We start from the raw sequence: 15,009 nt of genomic DNA, 5'->3' as shown, positions 1-15,009 counted from the left end.
CATGGCGGACGCGAAGATCATCGACGGCAAGGCCTTCGCGGCCGGCCTGCGTGCGCGGGTGGCGGATGGTGTGGCGGCGCTGAAGGCCAGCCATGGCGTCACCCCCGGTCTGGCCGTCGTGCTGGTGGGCGAGGATCCGGCCAGCCAGGTCTATGTCCGCTCCAAGGAGCGGGCGCTGGTCGAACTCGGCATGAACAGCTTCGACCATCACGAGCCGGCCGACATGGCCGAATCCGACCTGCTGGCCCTGATCGACCGGCTGAACGCAGATCCGGCCGTGCACGGCATCCTGGTCCAGCTGCCGCTGCCCAAGCATATCGACAGCCAGAAGGTGCTGGCCCGCATCGTCCCGGAAAAGGACGCCGACGGCTTCCACGTCGTCAATGCCGGCCTGCTCGCCACCGGGCAGCCGGGCGCCATCGTGCCCTGCACGCCGCTGGGCAGCCTGCTGCTGATCCGCGACACGCTGGGCCGCGACCTGAAGGGCAAGCGCGCCCTTGTGCTGGGCCGCTCCAACATCGTCGGCAAGCCGATGGCGCAGCTTCTGCTGCAGGCCGACTGCACGGTGACGATGGCCCATTCCCGCACGGCGGATCTGCCGGAGGAATGCCGCCGCGCCGACATCCTGGTGGCGGCGGTCGGCCGGCCGGAGATGGTGCGTGGCGACTGGATCAAGCCCGGCGCCACGGTGATCGACGTCGGTATCAACCGCGTCGCGGCGGCGGAGCCGGGCAAGACCCGTCTGGTCGGCGACGTCGCCTTCGACGAGGCGGTCAAGGTCGCCGGTGCCATCACGCCCGTCCCCGGCGGCGTCGGCCCGATGACCATCGCCTGCCTGATGCTGAACACGCTGGCCGCCGCCTGCCGCGCCGCCGGTGCGCCGGTGCCCGAAGAGGCCGCCCTGGGGAGCGCGCGTTGATCACCGTCCACGCCCGTGCCGAAGACGGGCGGGTGGTGCGCCAACCGCTGGAACTCGGCGAGGAATTGCCGGGCGGCGCGGTCTGGATCGACCTCCTGCGTCCAACCGAAGCGGAGCGCGCCCATGTCGGCGCGCTGACCGGCTGCGACCTGCCGACGCGCGAGGAGATGAAGGAGATCGAGGCCTCCAGCCAGCTCTATGTCGAGGGGGAGGGGATCTACATGACCTCTCCCATCATCTCGCGCGCCACCTCGCCCCACCCGGAACAGGGCGAGCTGACCTTCGTGCTGACCCCGCGCCATCTCATCACGCTGCGCTACACCGAACCGCTGCCGGTCATCACCTTCGCCGCCCGCTGCGTCCGCCAGCCGGAACTGCTGGCGACCGGGGAGAGCGCGCTGTTCGGGCTGCTGGACGCGGTGATCGACCGGGTCGCCGACGTGCTGGAGCTGGTCGGCGGCCGCATCGACGAGCTGTCGGCCCGCGTCTTCGACGATTCGCTGGACGGCGGCGGCTTCGGCAAGGCGGCCAAGAAGCCGGACGAGTTGCAGGACGTGTTGCGCGGCATCGGCCGGGCCGGCGACCTGACCCACAAGGTGCGCGACAGCCTGGCCGGGCTCGACAGGCTGGTGGTGTTCATGACCTCGGTCAGCGGCGGCCGGCTGAACAAGGAACAGAAGACCGCGCTGAAGACGATGACGCGCGACTTGCGGTCCCTGACCGAGCATGCCGGCTTCCTGGCGCACGAGGCGAATTTCCTGCTCGACGCCACGCTGGGCCTGATCAACATCGAACAGAACGCCATCATCAAGATCTTCTCGGTCGTCTCGGTGGCCCTGATGCCGCCGACGCTGATCGCGTCTGCATACGGCATGAATTTCAAGCACATGCCGGAGCTGGACTGGGACTTCGGCTATCCCATGGCCATCCTGCTGATGGTGCTGTCGGCGGTGGTCCCGCTTTGGTACTTCCGCCGTCGCGGCTGGCTTTAATAACGGAAACTCCGATGACGACCATCCTGCCCGACGCCGCCCTCGATGCGCTTCTGGCGCAGGATGTTCCCTACGGCGACCTGACCACGGATTCGCTTGGCATCGCCGCCCGTCCGGCGCGCATGAGCTTCGCCGCCCGCGGCGCCATGGTGCTGGCCGGGACGGAGGAGGCGGCGCGGCTGGTGGAGAAGGCCGGCGGCCGGGTCCTGCGGGTCGAGCCCAGCGGCACGGCTGTCGAGGCCGGAACGGTCTTCCTGGAGGCGGACGGCCCGGCCGGATCGCTGCACCGGGCCTGGAAGGTGGCGCAGACGCTGGTTGAATATGCCTCCGGCATCGCCACCCGCGCCCAGCGCATCGTCGAGGCCGCTCCCGGCGTCACCGTCGCCTGCACCCGCAAGAATTTTCAAGGATCCAAGGACCTCAGCGTCAAGGCGGTGCAGGCGGGCGGGGCGGTGATGCACCGGCTGGGCCTGTCGGAAACGCTGCTGGTCTTCCCCGAACACCGCGCCTTCCTGAGCGAACCGCCGGAGACGTGGATCGCGGCGCTGCGCCGCAAGGCGCCGGAAAAGAAGATCGTGGTGGAGGTCGGATCGGTTGAGAAGGCGGTGGCCTTTGCGCAGGCCGGCGCCGACGTGATCCAGCTGGAAAAGCTGCCGCCCGACGCCGCCCGCGCGGTGATCGAGGCGACTCGCAACCTGACCCCGCCGCCGGTGGTCGCTCCGGCCGGCGGCGTGACCGAGGCGAACGCCGCCGCCTATGCCGCGGCCGGCTGCCGCCTGCTGATCACCTCCGCCCCCTTCTTCGGCCAGCCCGCCGACGTCAAGGTGGTGCTGGAGCCGGCGTAAAGCCGCACCCCGTGACAGCGCGTCGCAGCCCTTCGCAAGCCTGATTTTGCGAGCAAAAGCGCTTCCGCAATACCTATGCGTGCGCCACAGTGGCGACGCGGACGGGATGGCGGACTGGCCGCCATCCCCGCTGCGCACAAGGAGAACAGAGGATGAAGGAAATCCTCCAACTCCTGATCCTGGCGTTGGAGATCGTCAAGCGTCTGCTTGATCTCTTCAGCTAGCATCGGGCTGGCGGGCAGGGGGCCGGAATCCCCCTGCCTGCCAAGCCTGATATTGCCCTATCCATGGCTGTAGTCAACCGCCGGTATAAGAACCCTCAGCCAGCCAGCCCGCCGCCCAGCTCGATGCGGACCTCGACCACGCCCGGCTCGTCCAAGTTCTCCTTGCGGACGAAACCAAGCGCGCGGCACATGTTCAGCATGTTGGTGTTCTCGCGCAGAACCTCGCCATAGACTTCCCGGATGCCGCGCGAGCGGGCGTAATCCAGGATCTTGTTCATCAGGATATAGCCCAGCCCCTGGCCCTTCATGTCGGACCGCACCATCACCGCATATTCGGCGCGGCGGTTGTCGGGGTCGGCGGTGATGCGCACCACACCATACATGATGGTCTCGCCGGTCTGCGGGTCTGGACCGACGGCGATCAGGCCCATCTCGCGGTCGTAATCGATCTGGGTCAGCCGCGCCGCCGCTTGGTGAGACAGCCGCTTCAGCGGCGCGAAGAAGCGCAGGCGCAAATCCTCCGCCGTCTGGTTCTCCACCAGATGGTGCACCAGCGGCTCGTCCTCCGGCAGGATCGGGCGGACGAAGAACTGGCGGCCGTCCTTGATGGTGATGCGGTCTTCCAGCGACTTCGGATACGGCCGGATCGCCAGCCTTGCCGCCCCCGCCAGCACCGGCACGCCAACCTTGATGCGGGCGTCCAGTGCCAGCACGCCGTCGGCGTCGGCCAGCAGCGGGTTGATGTCCATCTCCGCGATCTCGGGGAAATCGACCACCAGCTGGCTGACCTTGTTCAGCGTCAGCGCCACCGCGTCCAGATCGACCGCCGCGCGCGAGCGGTAGCCCTGCAGCTGGCGGTGGATGCGGGTGCGGCTCATCTGCTCGGCCGCCAGCTTCATGTTCAGCGGCGGCAGGGCCAGCGCGTAATCCTCCACCACCTCCACGCCGATGCCGCCTTCGCCGAACAGCAGGACCGGGCCGAACATCTCGTTCTCGGTCATGCCGACGATCAGCTCGTAGGCGTCGGGGCGGACGGCCATTTCCTGCACGGTGAAGCCCTCGATCCGCGCGTCGGGCGCCAGTTCGGCGACGCGGCTCAGCATCGCCTCGGCTTCGGCCCGCACCTCGTCCGGGCCGGTCAGGCCCAGCGCGACGCCGCCGACGTCGGACTTGTGGGTGATGTCGTGCGACAGGATCTTCAGCGCGATCGGGCCGCCGATGACGCGGGCGGCGTTCGCCGCCTCCTCCGGCGTCTCGGCGACGCGGGTGTCGACCACCGGGATGCCGTAGGCGGCCAGCACGCGCTTGGCCTCATACTCGCTCAGCCACTCGCGCTTCTCGGCCATGACGCGGGAGACCACCTTCTTCACGGTGATCTCGTCGGGCTGGAAATCCTCCGCCACCGACGGCGGGGTCTCCATCAGAAGCTGCTGGCTGCGGCGGTAGCGCACCAGATGCATGAAGGCGCGCACCGCGTCGGACGGGCCGTTGTAGGTCGGGATGCGGCTGTCGGCGAACAGCTTGCGCGCTTCCATCGCCGACTGGTCGCCGATCCAACTGGTCAGCACCGGGTGGCGGCGGGCCTTGTTGGCCTGCACCGTCTCCGCCACCGCCTGGGCGATGGCCTCGCTGTCGGTCAGGGCGGACGGGCAGTGCAGGACCAGCACCGCGTCGTTGCCGCTGTCCTGCATCAGCGCGTTCAGCGCTTCGGCATAGCGCTTGGGCGTGGCGTCGGCGCCGATGCGCAGCGGGTTGCGGAAGGGCGTGCCGCCCGGCGGCTGACCCAGCGCCTTGGCCAGGGCCTCCTGCGTTTCCGGCGCCAGGGCGGCGAGCTGGCCGCCGGCCTGGATCAGCTTGTCGGTGGCCATCACGCCCATGCCGCCGCCGTTGGTCAGGATCGCCAGCCGGTCGCCGGTGATCGGCACCCCGGTTCCCAGCGTGCCGGCGGCGTCGAACAATTCGGCCAGATCGTTCACCCGCAGCACGCCGGCCCGGCGGAACACCGCGTCATAGACGGCGTCCGACACCGCCAGAGCCCCGGTGTGCGAGGCCGCGGCCTCCTGCGCCTCGTCGGACCGGCCGGCCTTGATGACGATCACCGGCTTCTGGCGCGAGGCGGAGCGGGCGGCCGACATGAATTTGCGGGCGTGCGTGATGCTCTCGATATAGAGCAGGATGGCGCGCACCGTGACGTCGGAGGCCAGATAGTCCAGCAGGTCGCCGAAATCGACGTCGCCGCGGTCGCCCAGCGACACCAGATGCGAGAAGCCGATGCCGCGCGAGGTCGCCCAGTCGGCGACCGAGGTCAGCACCATGGAACTTTGCGCCACCAGCGCCACGTCGCCCTTGCGGGGCGCCACCGGCGCGAAGCTGGCGTTCATGCCGCGGCCCGGCACCATGGCGCCAAGGCTGTTCGGCCCCAGCACCCGCATCAGATAGGGCTTGGCCGTCTCCAGCATCGCCTGCGTCTGTTCGGCCGACATGCCGTTGGTCATGACGATGGCGGCCTTGGTCCCGCGCTTGCCCAGCGCGTCGATGGTCGCCGCCACCGTGTCGGGGGCGGTGCAGATGACGCCCAGGTCCGGCGTGATCGGCAGGCTGTCCACCGTCTTGTAGGTCAGCACCCCTTCCACCGCGCGTTCGGTCGGGTTGACCGGCATCACCGGCCCGTCGAATCCGGCCTGGAACAGGTTGCGGGCCACCACGGCCCCCACCGTTCCGGGCTTGCGGCTGGCGCCGACCAGGGCGATCGAGGCGGGCTTGAACAGCTTGTCGAGGTTGCGAACGGTCATGACCGGATCCGGTGCTGGGAAAAGGCGCCGGTCCCAGTCTGCCACGGGATGCCGACGGTTTTGATGACGAACAGCGCAAGCCCGGACTTTCATCCCCGCCATTTGCTGCGGCGCAACATTACGGGCTGGTATGACCATTGGGCAAGGGGGCGTTTCGTCGCGCCTATGCAAAACCGCCCACCAAAACCCGCAAGCGGTCCGATGCGCTCTTGCGGCGGGACGCCGACCGCCGCCAAGCTGTTGGCCAACCGCACGCCAACTTGCGCAAAGGAGCCTGTTCATGAAGGTCGGAATCGTCGGGGCCGGGTTCGTCGGCAGCACCGCCGCCTTCGCCATGGTGACCACCGGTGCGGCGAGCGAGGTCGTGCTGGTCGACATGAACGAGGCGCTGGCCCAGGCCCAGGCGCAGGACATCGCCCATGCCGTGCCCTTCACCCATGCCGTCACCGTCCGCGCCGGCTCCTATGCCGCGCTGGAGGGGGCGGGGGTGGTCGTCTTGTCGGCCGGAGTCGCCCAGAAGCCGGGCGAAACCCGGCTGGAGCTGCTGGAGCGCAACGCCAAGGTGTTCGGCGCGATCATTCCGGAGGTGCTGAGGGCCGCCCCCGACGCCGTGCTGCTGGTCGCCAGCAACCCGGTGGACGTGATGACGCAGATCGCCACCCGGATCAGCGGCCTGCCGCGCAACCGGGTCATCGGCTCCGGCACCGTGCTGGACACCGCGCGCTTCCGCGCCCTGCTGGCCGAACAGCTGGCGGTGACGCCGCGTTCCGTCCATGCCCATGTGGTGGGCGAGCATGGCGACTCGGAGGTTCTGCTCTGGTCGAGCGCCACCGTCGCCGGCTTGTCCGTCGAGCAGGCGGCCGCCCAGCTCCACCGCAGCCTGACGGCGGAGGACCGCGCCGCCATTGACGAGGGGGTGCGCCGCGCCGCCTACCGGATCATCAACGGCAAGGGCCATACCGCCTTCGGCATCGCCGGCGGGCTGGCCCGGCTGGTGGCGGCCATCGGCGCCGACGAACGGCTGGTGGCGACCTGCGCCATGCTGACCGACGATGTCTGCGGGGTGCCGCAGGTGGTGTTGTCACTGCCGCGAGTCATCGGCGCCGGCGGCGTGGTGGACACCGTCCTGCCCAACCTGTCGGCGGAGGAGCAAGCCGCGCTCCGCCACAGCGCCGAAATCCTGAAGGAGGCTGCCGACGGGGTGGAACGCCGCATGGGCTGGACCAGTTGACGCTACCTCACGTGATTCGCTGACACATGATTCGCCAGCCCGGCAACCAACCCGTCGAAGACGGCACGGCAGCGCGGGGTGGAGCGCAGATCCTCGTGCATGGCGACCCACACCCCCATCGGCAGTTCGAAGCGGTCGGCCAGCAGCCGGACCAGATCGGGATTCCGCCGCGCCAGCGGGACCTGGCAGATGCCGATGCCGTATCCGGCCTCGATGGCGGACAACTGGGCCAGATGGCTGTCGGTGCGCAGGGCGAAGCGGGGCAGGGTTAGGCCCGGCACCCGCTGCATCAGGGCGCGGATGTCCGGCGTCTCGCGGTCGAAGCCGATCAGGCTGTGGCCGTCGAGATCCTCCAGTGACTGAGGCACGCCGTGGCGGTCGAGATAGCGCCGGTGGGCATGCAGCCCCAGCGCGATGCTGCCGACGCGGCGCACCAGCAACGCCTGCTGGTCCGGCTCCACCATCCGCACGGCGACATCGGCGTCGCGTTGCAGCAGATTGTCGATGCCGTTGGACAGCACCAGCTCGACTTCCAGCATCGGGTGGCGCTCCCGCAGCGCGGCCAGGACCGCCGGCAGGATGCGGGCGCCCACCACCTCGCTGGCGGTGACCCGCACGGTGCCGCGCACCTCCGCCCCCCAGCCCGACGCCGTTCGCCACAGACTTGCCGCCGCCGCGTCCAGCGCTTCCGCCTGCGGCTTCAGGGCCAGCGCCGCATCGGTGGGATCGAGCCCGCGCGGCGAGCGCACGAACAGGGAACCGCCGACCGCCTCCTCCAGCGCCGCGACATGGCGGGCCAGGGTCGGTTGTGTCAACCCCAGGGCGCGCGCCGCCGCCGACAGCGATCCTTCACGGATCACCGCCAGGAAACTGCGGTAGAGGTCCCAACTGGGGGGCGGCGGGTTCATCGATTTCAGTATAGCGGCTCGCCGCAGTTCGACAATTCCGTTCAGCCACGCCTCGACCCATCCTTTCCCCATCACCAAGCGCAAGAGCGATGGAGGCGGCGATGGCACGACAGGCGACCGGCATAGGCAGGACCGCCCTGGTTCTGGGAGCGACCGGCGGGGTCGGCGGCGAAATGGCGCGGGCGCTGGCGGTGCGCGGCTGGAGGGTTCGCGGCCTGCGCCGCAAACCGGCGGAGAACCTGCGTCCGGACAACATAGAGTGGATGGTCGGCGACGCGATGAACGCCGGCGATGTGATGGCGGCGGCCGAGGGGGCGGCGCTGATCGTCCATGCGGTCAATCCGCCGGCCTACCGGCACTGGGACCGGTTGGTTCTACCCATGCTCGACAACAGCATCGCCGCGGCTTGCGCCAACCGCGCCCGCATCCTGCTGCCCGGCACCGTCTACAACTACGGCCCCGACGTCTTCCCGCTGATCCCGGAAACCGCGGCGCAGAACCCGCTGACCCGCAAGGGTGCGATCCGGGTGGAGATGGAACGCCGCCTGCACCGCGCGGTGGGGCAGGGGGCGAAGCTGCTGATCCTGCGCTGCGGCGACTTCTTTGGTCCCAAGGCCGGCAACAGTTGGTTCAGCCAGGGGCTGCTGACGCCCGGGAAGCCGCCGACCCGCATCAACCAGCCGGGCCAGCCGGGGATCGGTCACCAGTGGGCCTATCTGCCCGATGTGGCGGAAACGGCGATGCGCCTGCTCGACCGCGAGGCCGATCTGGGCGACGACGCGATGTATCACATGGATGGCCATTGGGATGCCGACGGCAGCCGGATGGTCGCGGCAATCGCCCGCGCTCTCGGCGAACCGGACCTGCCGGTGCGGCGGATGCCCTGGTGGCTGCTGCGGCTGGCCGGTCTGGCGGTGCCGCTGTTCCGCGAACTTTGCGAGATGCGCTATCTGTGGCAACAGCCGGTGCGGCTCGACAACCGCCGCCTGCTGGCCCTCCTGGCTGACGAACCGCACACGCCGCTGGACCTCGCCGTGCGCCGTACGCTTGAAGGGCTGGGCTATCTCCCCGCACTGCCGGCGGATATGCCGGAGGCGAGGAGATGCATGCCCGACCGCGTGGCCTCAAGTCATCCTGGCTGAGGCCACACGGTTCAAACCACTACCCTCAGACCACCGGACCCGGATTGCCCTTGTTGGCTTCCAGGGCGCGGGCCAGACCTTCCTCGATCTTCTTGGCGGCCTCTTCGGCGTTGCCCCAACCGCGGACCTTCACCCACTTGTTCTTTTCGAGATCCTTGTAGTGCTCGAAGAAGTGGGCGATCTGCTCGATCACGATGGACGGCAGGTCGGTGTAGTCCTTCACGTCGGTGTAGAACGGGTGCAGCTTGTCGACCGGAACGGCCAGCAGCTTCTCGTCCTCGCCGGCCTCGTCCTCCATGTACAGGACGCCGATGGGGCGCGAGCGCAGGACCGCGCCCGGGACGACGCCGTGCTGGCCGACGACGCAGACGTCCACCGGGTCGCCGTCACCCGACAGGGTGTGCGGGATGAAGCCGTAGTTGCAGGGATAGAACATGGCGGTGTGCAGGAAACGGTCAACGAACACCGCGCCCGATTCCTTGTCGACCTCGTACTTCACCGGCTGGCCGCCGATCGGGATCTCGATGACGACGTTGACGTCCCAGGGGGGATTCTTGCCCGCGGCGAGCTTGCTCAGATCCATGTATCGCGTTCCTTCGACTGGCGTATTCAGGGCACGTTCTTGTTTTGGCGCCGATGCCCGGTCCGGCGCCACGCGGGGCGGGAGTTTAGGCGGAACGCACCCTGAGTCCAAGGAACTTGCGCTGGCTCTTGCGCAGGTGCGGCAAAGCGGCAACCCTGCCGGTCATGGCCCGCCCGATCGTTCTTCTCCTAACTCTCCTGGCTCTGCTGGCGACCCATCCGGCGCTGGCCGGGTCCCCCCGTCACGGCATCGCCATGCATGGCGACCTTGCCCTGTCGCCGGACTTCACCGCCTTCCCCTACGTCAACCCGGCGGCGCCGAAGGGCGGCACCATCCGGCAGGCGGTGACCGGCAGTTTCGACAGCCTGCATCCGCACATCGTCAAGGGCGTGCCGGCGCTGGGCATGGGCTATGTCTTCGAAACGCTGCTGACGCGGTCGTGGGACGAGCCCTTCTCGCTCTACGGCCTGCTGGCCGACCGGGTCGATGTGGCGGACGACCGCTCCGCCGTCACCTTCCACATCAACCCCAAGGCGCGCTGGCATGACGGCACGCCGGTGACCGCCGCCGACGTGCTGTTCTCGCTGGAGGCGCAGCGGCTGCACGGCACCCCCAACCGCCGCCTGTTCTACGCCAAGGTCACGGCGGCCGAGGCGCCCGACCAACAGACTGTCCGCTTCGCCTTCGCGTCCAACCCCGATGGGACCATCGACCGCGAGATGCCGCTGCTGATGGGGCTGATGCCGATCCATTCCAAGGCCTTCTGGGCGGGCCGCGACTTCAGCCGCACGACGCTGGAGCCGATCCTGGGCAGCGGCCCCTACCGCGTCGCCGCGGTCGATCCCGGTCGCCGCATCGTCTATGAGCGGGTGCGCGACTATTGGGGCCGCGATCTGCCGACCCGCGTCGGCCAGTTCAACGCCGACCGTCTGGAATTCGACTATTACCGCGACGATTCCGTGGCGCTGGAGGCCTTCAAGGTCGGGCAGGGCGACATTCGTTACGAAAACGATCCGGCCAAATGGGCCACCGGCTACGACGGCCCGGCCCTGCGCGACGGCCGCATCGTCCGCGAGGAGTTGCCGAACCACCGCCCCGAACCGGCGCGCGGCCTGATCTTCAACACCCGCCGGCCGGTCTTCGCCGATATCCGGGTGCGCCGGGCGCTGGGGATGGCGACCGATTTCGACTGGATCGGCCGCAACCTGTTCCACGGCCTGCTGACCCGCACCGCCAGCTTCTACCCCAACTCCGAACTCGCCGCCCGCGGCCTGCCGGACGGCGAGGAATTGCAGGCGTTGGAGCCGTTCCGCGAACGCCTGCCGCCCGACCTTTTCACTAGGCCCTTCACCCTGCCCGACAGCGGGAACGCCAACGCCGGCGGCCCCGCCGGCCTGCGGGCCAACAGGCGCGAGGCGATGCGGCTGCTGGAGCAGGCCGGCTGGCGGGTGCGCGACGGCCGGCTGACCGATGCGGCGGGAAACCGTTTCGCCTTCGAAATCCTCCTGTCCGATCCGGCGGAGGAACGGGTGGCGCTGGAGTTCGCCCGCTCGCTGGAACCGCTGGGGATCGAGGCGCGCGTCCGCACGGTGGACAGCGCCCAGTTCCAGGCCCGGCTGGACGGTTTCGATTTCGATATGACCATGCGCTGGTGGGCATCCAGCCTGTCGCCGGGCAACGAGCAGCTCTATTATTACGGATCCGATGCGGCTGGACAGGAGGGCAGCCGCAACCTTGCCGGCATCCGCGACCCGGTGGTCGATGCGCTCGCCCGCTCCATCGCCGCCGCCACGACGCGGGGCGCGCTGGTCGGCCGGGTGCGGGCGCTCGACCGCGTTCTGCTGTGGGGGCACTACATGGTCCCGCTGTTCCACAGTCCGGTCGACCGCATCGCCCGCTGGTCGACCCTGCACCGTCCCGCCGTCACCCCGCTTTATGGCCCGATGCTGGAAAGCTGGTGGGTGGAATAGCGTGGCGGCTTCGCTTGCGCTCTCCCGCGCCGCACCGCATCATCGCGGCAAAGAGAACGTCGATAACGACGAGACGGGGGAGTTTGCCAACCATGTCGACCGCCAAGCAGCGTTTCACCCTGGCAGCATCAGCAGCGCTGGCGCTGGCCGCCACATCCCTGACGGCAACGGCCCAGCCGCGCACCGACCTCGTCGTCGGCATGGCGCTGGAGCCGCCGCATCTGGACCCGACCGCCGGCGCGGCCGGCGCCATCAAGGAAGTCACCTACGCCAACCTGTTCGAACCGCTGCTGCGCGTCGATGCCGACGGCAAGCTGGTCCCCGGTCTGGCGGAACGCTGGACGGTGTCGGACGACGGGCTGACCTACCGCTTCACCCTGCGTCCGAATGCCAAGTTCCATGACGGAACCACCGCCGATTCCGCCGACGTGAAGTTCACGCTGGATCGCGCGCGCGCCGCTGATTCCGTCAACGCCCAGAAGGCCTATTTCGCCCCGATCTCCCAGGTGGAGACGCCGGATCCGCAGACGGCGGTCGTCACCCTGTCACGCCCCGACGGCCTGTTCCTGTTCCACATGGCGAGCGGCGACGCCGCCATCGTCGCCCCGGAATCGGCGGCGACCAACAAGCAGAAGCCGGTCGGCACCGGTCCCTTCAAGTTCGACCGCTGGGTTGCCGGCGACCGCGTCGTGCTGGTCCGCAACCCGGACTATGACGGCCTGAAGCCGAAGCTCGACCGCGTGACCTTCCGCTTCATCAGCGACCCCGCCGCCCAGGTGGCGGCGCTGAAGGCCGGCGACATCGACGCCTTCACCCAGTTCAGCACCTACGAGGCGCTGCCCGAGTTCCGCAACGACCCGAAATTCGTGGTGACGGTCGGCTCGACGGAAGGCGAGACGATCCTGTCGACCAACAACGCCCGCAAGCCCTTCGACGATGTCCGCGTCCGCCGCGCCATGGCCTATGCCATCGACCGCAAGACGCTGATCGATGGCGTGCTCTATGGCAACGGCGTCGCCATCGGCAGCCATTTCCCGCCGCACCGCGAGGGCTATGTCGATCTGACCGGCATGTACCCCTACGACCCGGCCAAGGCGAAGGCGCTGCTGGCCGAAGCGGGATATCCCAACGGCTTCGACACCACGCTGCGCCTGCCGCCGCCGCCCTATGCGCGGCGCGGCGGCGAACTGGTCGCCGCCATGCTGGCGGAGGTCGGCATCCGCGCGAAGATCGAGCCGGTGGAATGGGCGGCGTGGTTGGAAAAGACGTTCAAGGGCAAGGATTACGATCTGACCATGATCGCCCATACCGAGCCGCTGGACATCGACATCTACGCCCGGCCCGACTACTACTTCAATTACAAGAGCGAGCGCTTCAACGCCCTGAACGACGAGCTGAACCGCACCCAGGACCCGGCAAAGCGCAACGCGCTCTATGGCGAGGAGCAGAAGGTGCTGGCGGAGGATGCGGTCAACGGCTTCCTCTTCATGCTGCCGTCGGTGACGGTGCAGAAGGCCGGCCTGACCGGCATGTGGGTGAACCGCCCGGTCCAGGCCAACGACGTCACCGGCGTCTCGTGGAAGTAAGGCCAAGCAGGTAAGGATAGACCCGCGTGCTTGCGTTCCTGCTGCGACGGCTGGTCAGCCTGATCGTCACCGTCTGGCTGGCCAGCATCGTGGTCTTCTCTGTGCTGCAGCTGGTTCCCGGCGACCCGGCGCTGCTGATGCTGGGCGTCAACGCGCAGCCCGACACGCTGGCGGCCCTGCGCGGCCAGATGGGGCTCGACCAGCCGATCCTTACCCGCTACCTGCAGTGGGCCGGCGCGCTTGCCCGCGGCGACCTGGGCGTCAGCCTGACCTACGCCCGCCCGGTGGCGGAACTGGTGGCAGAACGGCTGGCGGTGACCCTGCCGCTGGCCCTGCTGTCGCTGGTCATCAGCACGGCGCTGGCATTGCCGCTCGGCCTGTTGGCGGCGGCGCGGCGGGGCAGGGGCGGCGACTGGGCGGTGCTGGGCTTCTCGCAGCTCGGCGTGTCGATGCCCAGCTTCTGGATCGCCATCCTGCTGATCCTGCTGTTCTCCCTGACCCTGCACTGGTTCCCGGCCGGCGGATTCCCTGGTTGGACTGGGCCCGGCTGGGGCGGCGGCATCGGCCCGGCGCTGCACGCGCTGCTGTTGCCGGCGCTGGCGCTGGCGCTGCCGGAGGCCGCCATCCTCGCCCGCGTCACCCGTACCGCCGTGCTCGACACGCTGTCCGAGGACCACATCCGCACCGCCCGCGCCAAGGGCGTCAGCCGCACCGCGGTCCTGCTGCGCCATGCCCTGCCGAACGCGCTGATCCCGGTGGCGACGGTGCTGGGGCTGCAGATTTCCTTCCTGGTGGCCGGGGCGGTGGTGGTGGAGAATGTCTTCACCCTGCCGGGGCTGGGCCGGCTGCTCTATCAGGCCATCGGCCAGCGCGACCTGATCGTGGTGCAGGGGGTGGTCGTGCTGCTGGCGCTGTTCGTGGTGGTGGTGAACGCCCTGGTCGACATCGCCTGCGCGCTGGCCGACCCGCGTCCGAAAGGGGTGTCGTCGTGAGGCGGCCGCTCCCCCTCTCCCTTTATCTCGGCGCTGCGCTGACCCTGCTGCTGGTCGTCATGGCGCTGCTGTCGCTGCTGTGGACTCCCTACCCGGCGGAGCAGGTGCGGGTGATCGCCCGGCTGAAGCCGCCCAGCGCGGCCCATTGGCTCGGCACCGACCATTTCGGGCGCGACGTGCTGTCGATGGTCATGGTCGGCGCCCGCAATTCGCTGACCGTGGGTGCTGCGGCGGTCGGGTTGGGGCTGCTGGGCGGGGTGCCGCTGGGGCTGCTCGCCGCCGCGCTCGGGCGCTGGGGCGACGAGGTGGTGGCGCGGCTGGGCGATCTGGTCTTCGCCTTCCCGGCCGTGCTGACGGCGATCCTGCTGACCGCGGCGCTGGGGGCGGGGGCGGTCAATGTCGTGCTGGCTCTGGCGCTGTTCAACGCCGCGGTGCTGGCCCGCGTCACCCGCGGCGCGGCGCTGGCGGTGTGGCGGCGGCCCTTCGTCGGGGCGGCGCTGGCGCTGGGGCGGGGGCCCTTGTCGGCGACGCTGGTGCATGTGCTGCCCAACATAGCCGGGATCGTCGTCGTCCAGGCCACCGTGCTGTTCGCCGTCGCTATCGTCAACGAGGCGGCGCTGAGCTATCTCGGCCTCGGCATCCAGCCGCCAAGCCCCAGCTGGGGCCGGATGCTGGGCGACGCCCAGACCTACCTGTTCACCGCGCCCTTGCAGGCGGTGTTTCCGGGTGTGGCGATCGCGCTGAGCGTGATGGGGTTGACGATGCTGGGCGACGGCTTGCGCGACTGGCTCGACCCGCGGCACCGGTCTTCGGGGGTGATGTGAG

Annotated in this window: 12 protein-coding genes; 9 read left to right on the top strand and 3 right to left on the bottom strand. The window is 69.3% G+C overall.

Annotation, left to right across the window (positions count from 1 at the left end; all coding sequences use genetic code 11):
- Position 1: 1 nt before the first annotated feature.
- From folD to modD, 3 genes are read left to right on the top strand one after another with little or no spacing between them, the layout of a single operon-like run.
- Entirely contained in the window at positions 2-919 is a 918-nt protein-coding gene (folD, locus tag FZ029_RS09905; RefSeq protein WP_149201693.1) for a bifunctional methylenetetrahydrofolate dehydrogenase/methenyltetrahydrofolate cyclohydrolase FolD, read from the top strand.
- Positions 916-1,911 (top strand): magnesium transporter CorA family protein, encoded by a 996-nt coding sequence (locus FZ029_RS09900; RefSeq protein WP_149269090.1) that lies wholly within the window; start codon positions 916-918, stop codon positions 1,909-1,911. Before folD ends, FZ029_RS09900 begins: the two co-directional genes overlap by 4 nt.
- A 14-nt stretch (positions 1,912-1,925) precedes the next feature.
- On the top strand, positions 1,926-2,756 hold the full coding sequence (gene modD, locus FZ029_RS09895) for a ModD protein (RefSeq protein ID WP_149269089.1): 831 nt from the start codon (positions 1,926-1,928) through the stop codon (positions 2,754-2,756).
- A gap of 319 nt (positions 2,757-3,075) precedes the next feature.
- On the opposite strand, the gene FZ029_RS09890 is transcribed toward modD, so the two are convergent.
- Positions 3,076-5,772 (bottom strand): bifunctional acetate--CoA ligase family protein/GNAT family N-acetyltransferase, encoded by a 2,697-nt coding sequence (locus FZ029_RS09890; RefSeq protein ID WP_149201690.1) that lies wholly within the window; start codon positions 5,770-5,772, stop codon positions 3,076-3,078.
- A 280-nt stretch (positions 5,773-6,052) separates the two neighbouring features.
- Between FZ029_RS09890 and FZ029_RS09885 the strand changes: the two genes are divergently transcribed.
- On the top strand, positions 6,053-7,003 hold the full coding sequence (locus FZ029_RS09885) for an L-lactate dehydrogenase (RefSeq protein WP_149269088.1): 951 nt from the start codon (positions 6,053-6,055) through the stop codon (positions 7,001-7,003).
- Between the two features lie 2 nt (positions 7,004-7,005).
- Here the strand turns inward: FZ029_RS09885 and FZ029_RS09880 are convergent, their stop codons facing one another.
- Positions 7,006-7,911 carry a LysR family transcriptional regulator gene (locus FZ029_RS09880; RefSeq protein ID WP_149269087.1) on the bottom strand — a complete coding sequence of 302 codons (906 nt, stop codon included), beginning with the start codon at positions 7,909-7,911 and terminating at the stop codon, positions 7,006-7,008.
- A gap of 101 nt (positions 7,912-8,012) precedes the next feature.
- On the opposite strand from FZ029_RS09880, the gene FZ029_RS09875 reads away from it, so the two are divergent.
- Entirely contained in the window at positions 8,013-9,053 is a 1,041-nt protein-coding gene (locus tag FZ029_RS09875; RefSeq protein WP_149269086.1) for an NAD(P)H-binding protein, read from the top strand.
- A 25-nt stretch (positions 9,054-9,078) separates the two neighbouring features.
- On the opposite strand, the gene ppa is transcribed toward FZ029_RS09875, so the two are convergent.
- Positions 9,079-9,636, bottom strand: coding sequence for an inorganic diphosphatase (ppa, locus tag FZ029_RS09870; RefSeq protein ID WP_149201686.1), 558 nt, complete (start codon positions 9,634-9,636; stop codon positions 9,079-9,081).
- 164 nt (positions 9,637-9,800) lie between these two features.
- On the opposite strand from ppa, the gene FZ029_RS09865 reads away from it, so the two are divergent.
- The 4 genes from FZ029_RS09865 to FZ029_RS09850 all read left to right on the top strand — a co-directional run bounded on the left by FZ029_RS09865 (position 9,801) and on the right by FZ029_RS09850 (position 15,008).
- Positions 9,801-11,606 carry an extracellular solute-binding protein gene (locus FZ029_RS09865; protein WP_149269085.1) on the top strand — a complete coding sequence of 602 codons (1,806 nt, stop codon included), beginning with the start codon at positions 9,801-9,803 and terminating at the stop codon, positions 11,604-11,606.
- Between the two features lie 92 nt (positions 11,607-11,698).
- Positions 11,699-13,192, top strand: a complete 1,494-nt coding sequence (locus FZ029_RS09860; protein ID WP_149269084.1) for an ABC transporter substrate-binding protein — start codon at positions 11,699-11,701, stop codon at positions 13,190-13,192.
- Positions 13,193-13,218: 26 nt separating this feature from the next.
- A complete protein-coding gene (locus tag FZ029_RS09855; protein ID WP_149269083.1) occupies positions 13,219-14,184 on the top strand; it encodes an ABC transporter permease in 966 nt (321 codons plus the stop codon).
- Positions 14,181-15,008 (top strand): ABC transporter permease, encoded by an 828-nt coding sequence (locus FZ029_RS09850; protein ID WP_149269082.1) that lies wholly within the window; start codon positions 14,181-14,183, stop codon positions 15,006-15,008. Before FZ029_RS09855 ends, FZ029_RS09850 begins: the two co-directional genes overlap by 4 nt.
- The last annotated feature ends 1 nt before the right edge of the window (position 15,009 follow it).

Origin of the sequence: Azospirillum sp. Sh1 (assembly GCF_008365135.1) — a bacterium.
GTDB lineage: Bacteria > Pseudomonadota > Alphaproteobacteria > Azospirillales > Azospirillaceae > Azospirillum > Azospirillum oryzae.
The sequence above is the reverse complement of the archived record's forward strand: the minus strand, read 5'-3'. Positions and strand labels throughout refer to the sequence as shown.

What these genes read in the sequence shown, in the direction of transcription:
- folD (WP_149201693.1), top strand. Translation starts at nt 2, where the DNA reads ATGGCGGACGCGAAGATCATCGACGGCAAGGCCTTCGCGGCCGGCCTG.
- modD (WP_149269089.1), top strand. Translation starts at nt 1,926, where the DNA reads ATGACGACCATCCTGCCCGACGCCGCCCTCGATGCGCTTCTGGCGCAG.
- FZ029_RS09890 (WP_149201690.1), bottom strand. Translation starts at nt 5,772, where the DNA reads ATGACCGTTCGCAACCTCGACAAGCTGTTCAAGCCCGCCTCGATCGCC.
- FZ029_RS09885 (WP_149269088.1), top strand. Translation starts at nt 6,053, where the DNA reads ATGAAGGTCGGAATCGTCGGGGCCGGGTTCGTCGGCAGCACCGCCGCC.
- FZ029_RS09880 (WP_149269087.1), bottom strand. Translation starts at nt 7,911, where the DNA reads ATGAACCCGCCGCCCCCCAGTTGGGACCTCTACCGCAGTTTCCTGGCG.
- FZ029_RS09875 (WP_149269086.1), top strand. Translation starts at nt 8,013, where the DNA reads ATGGCACGACAGGCGACCGGCATAGGCAGGACCGCCCTGGTTCTGGGA.
- ppa (WP_149201686.1), bottom strand. Translation starts at nt 9,636, where the DNA reads ATGGATCTGAGCAAGCTCGCCGCGGGCAAGAATCCCCCCTGGGACGTC.
- FZ029_RS09865 (WP_149269085.1), top strand. Translation starts at nt 9,801, where the DNA reads ATGGCCCGCCCGATCGTTCTTCTCCTAACTCTCCTGGCTCTGCTGGCG.
- FZ029_RS09860 (WP_149269084.1), top strand. Translation starts at nt 11,699, where the DNA reads ATGTCGACCGCCAAGCAGCGTTTCACCCTGGCAGCATCAGCAGCGCTG.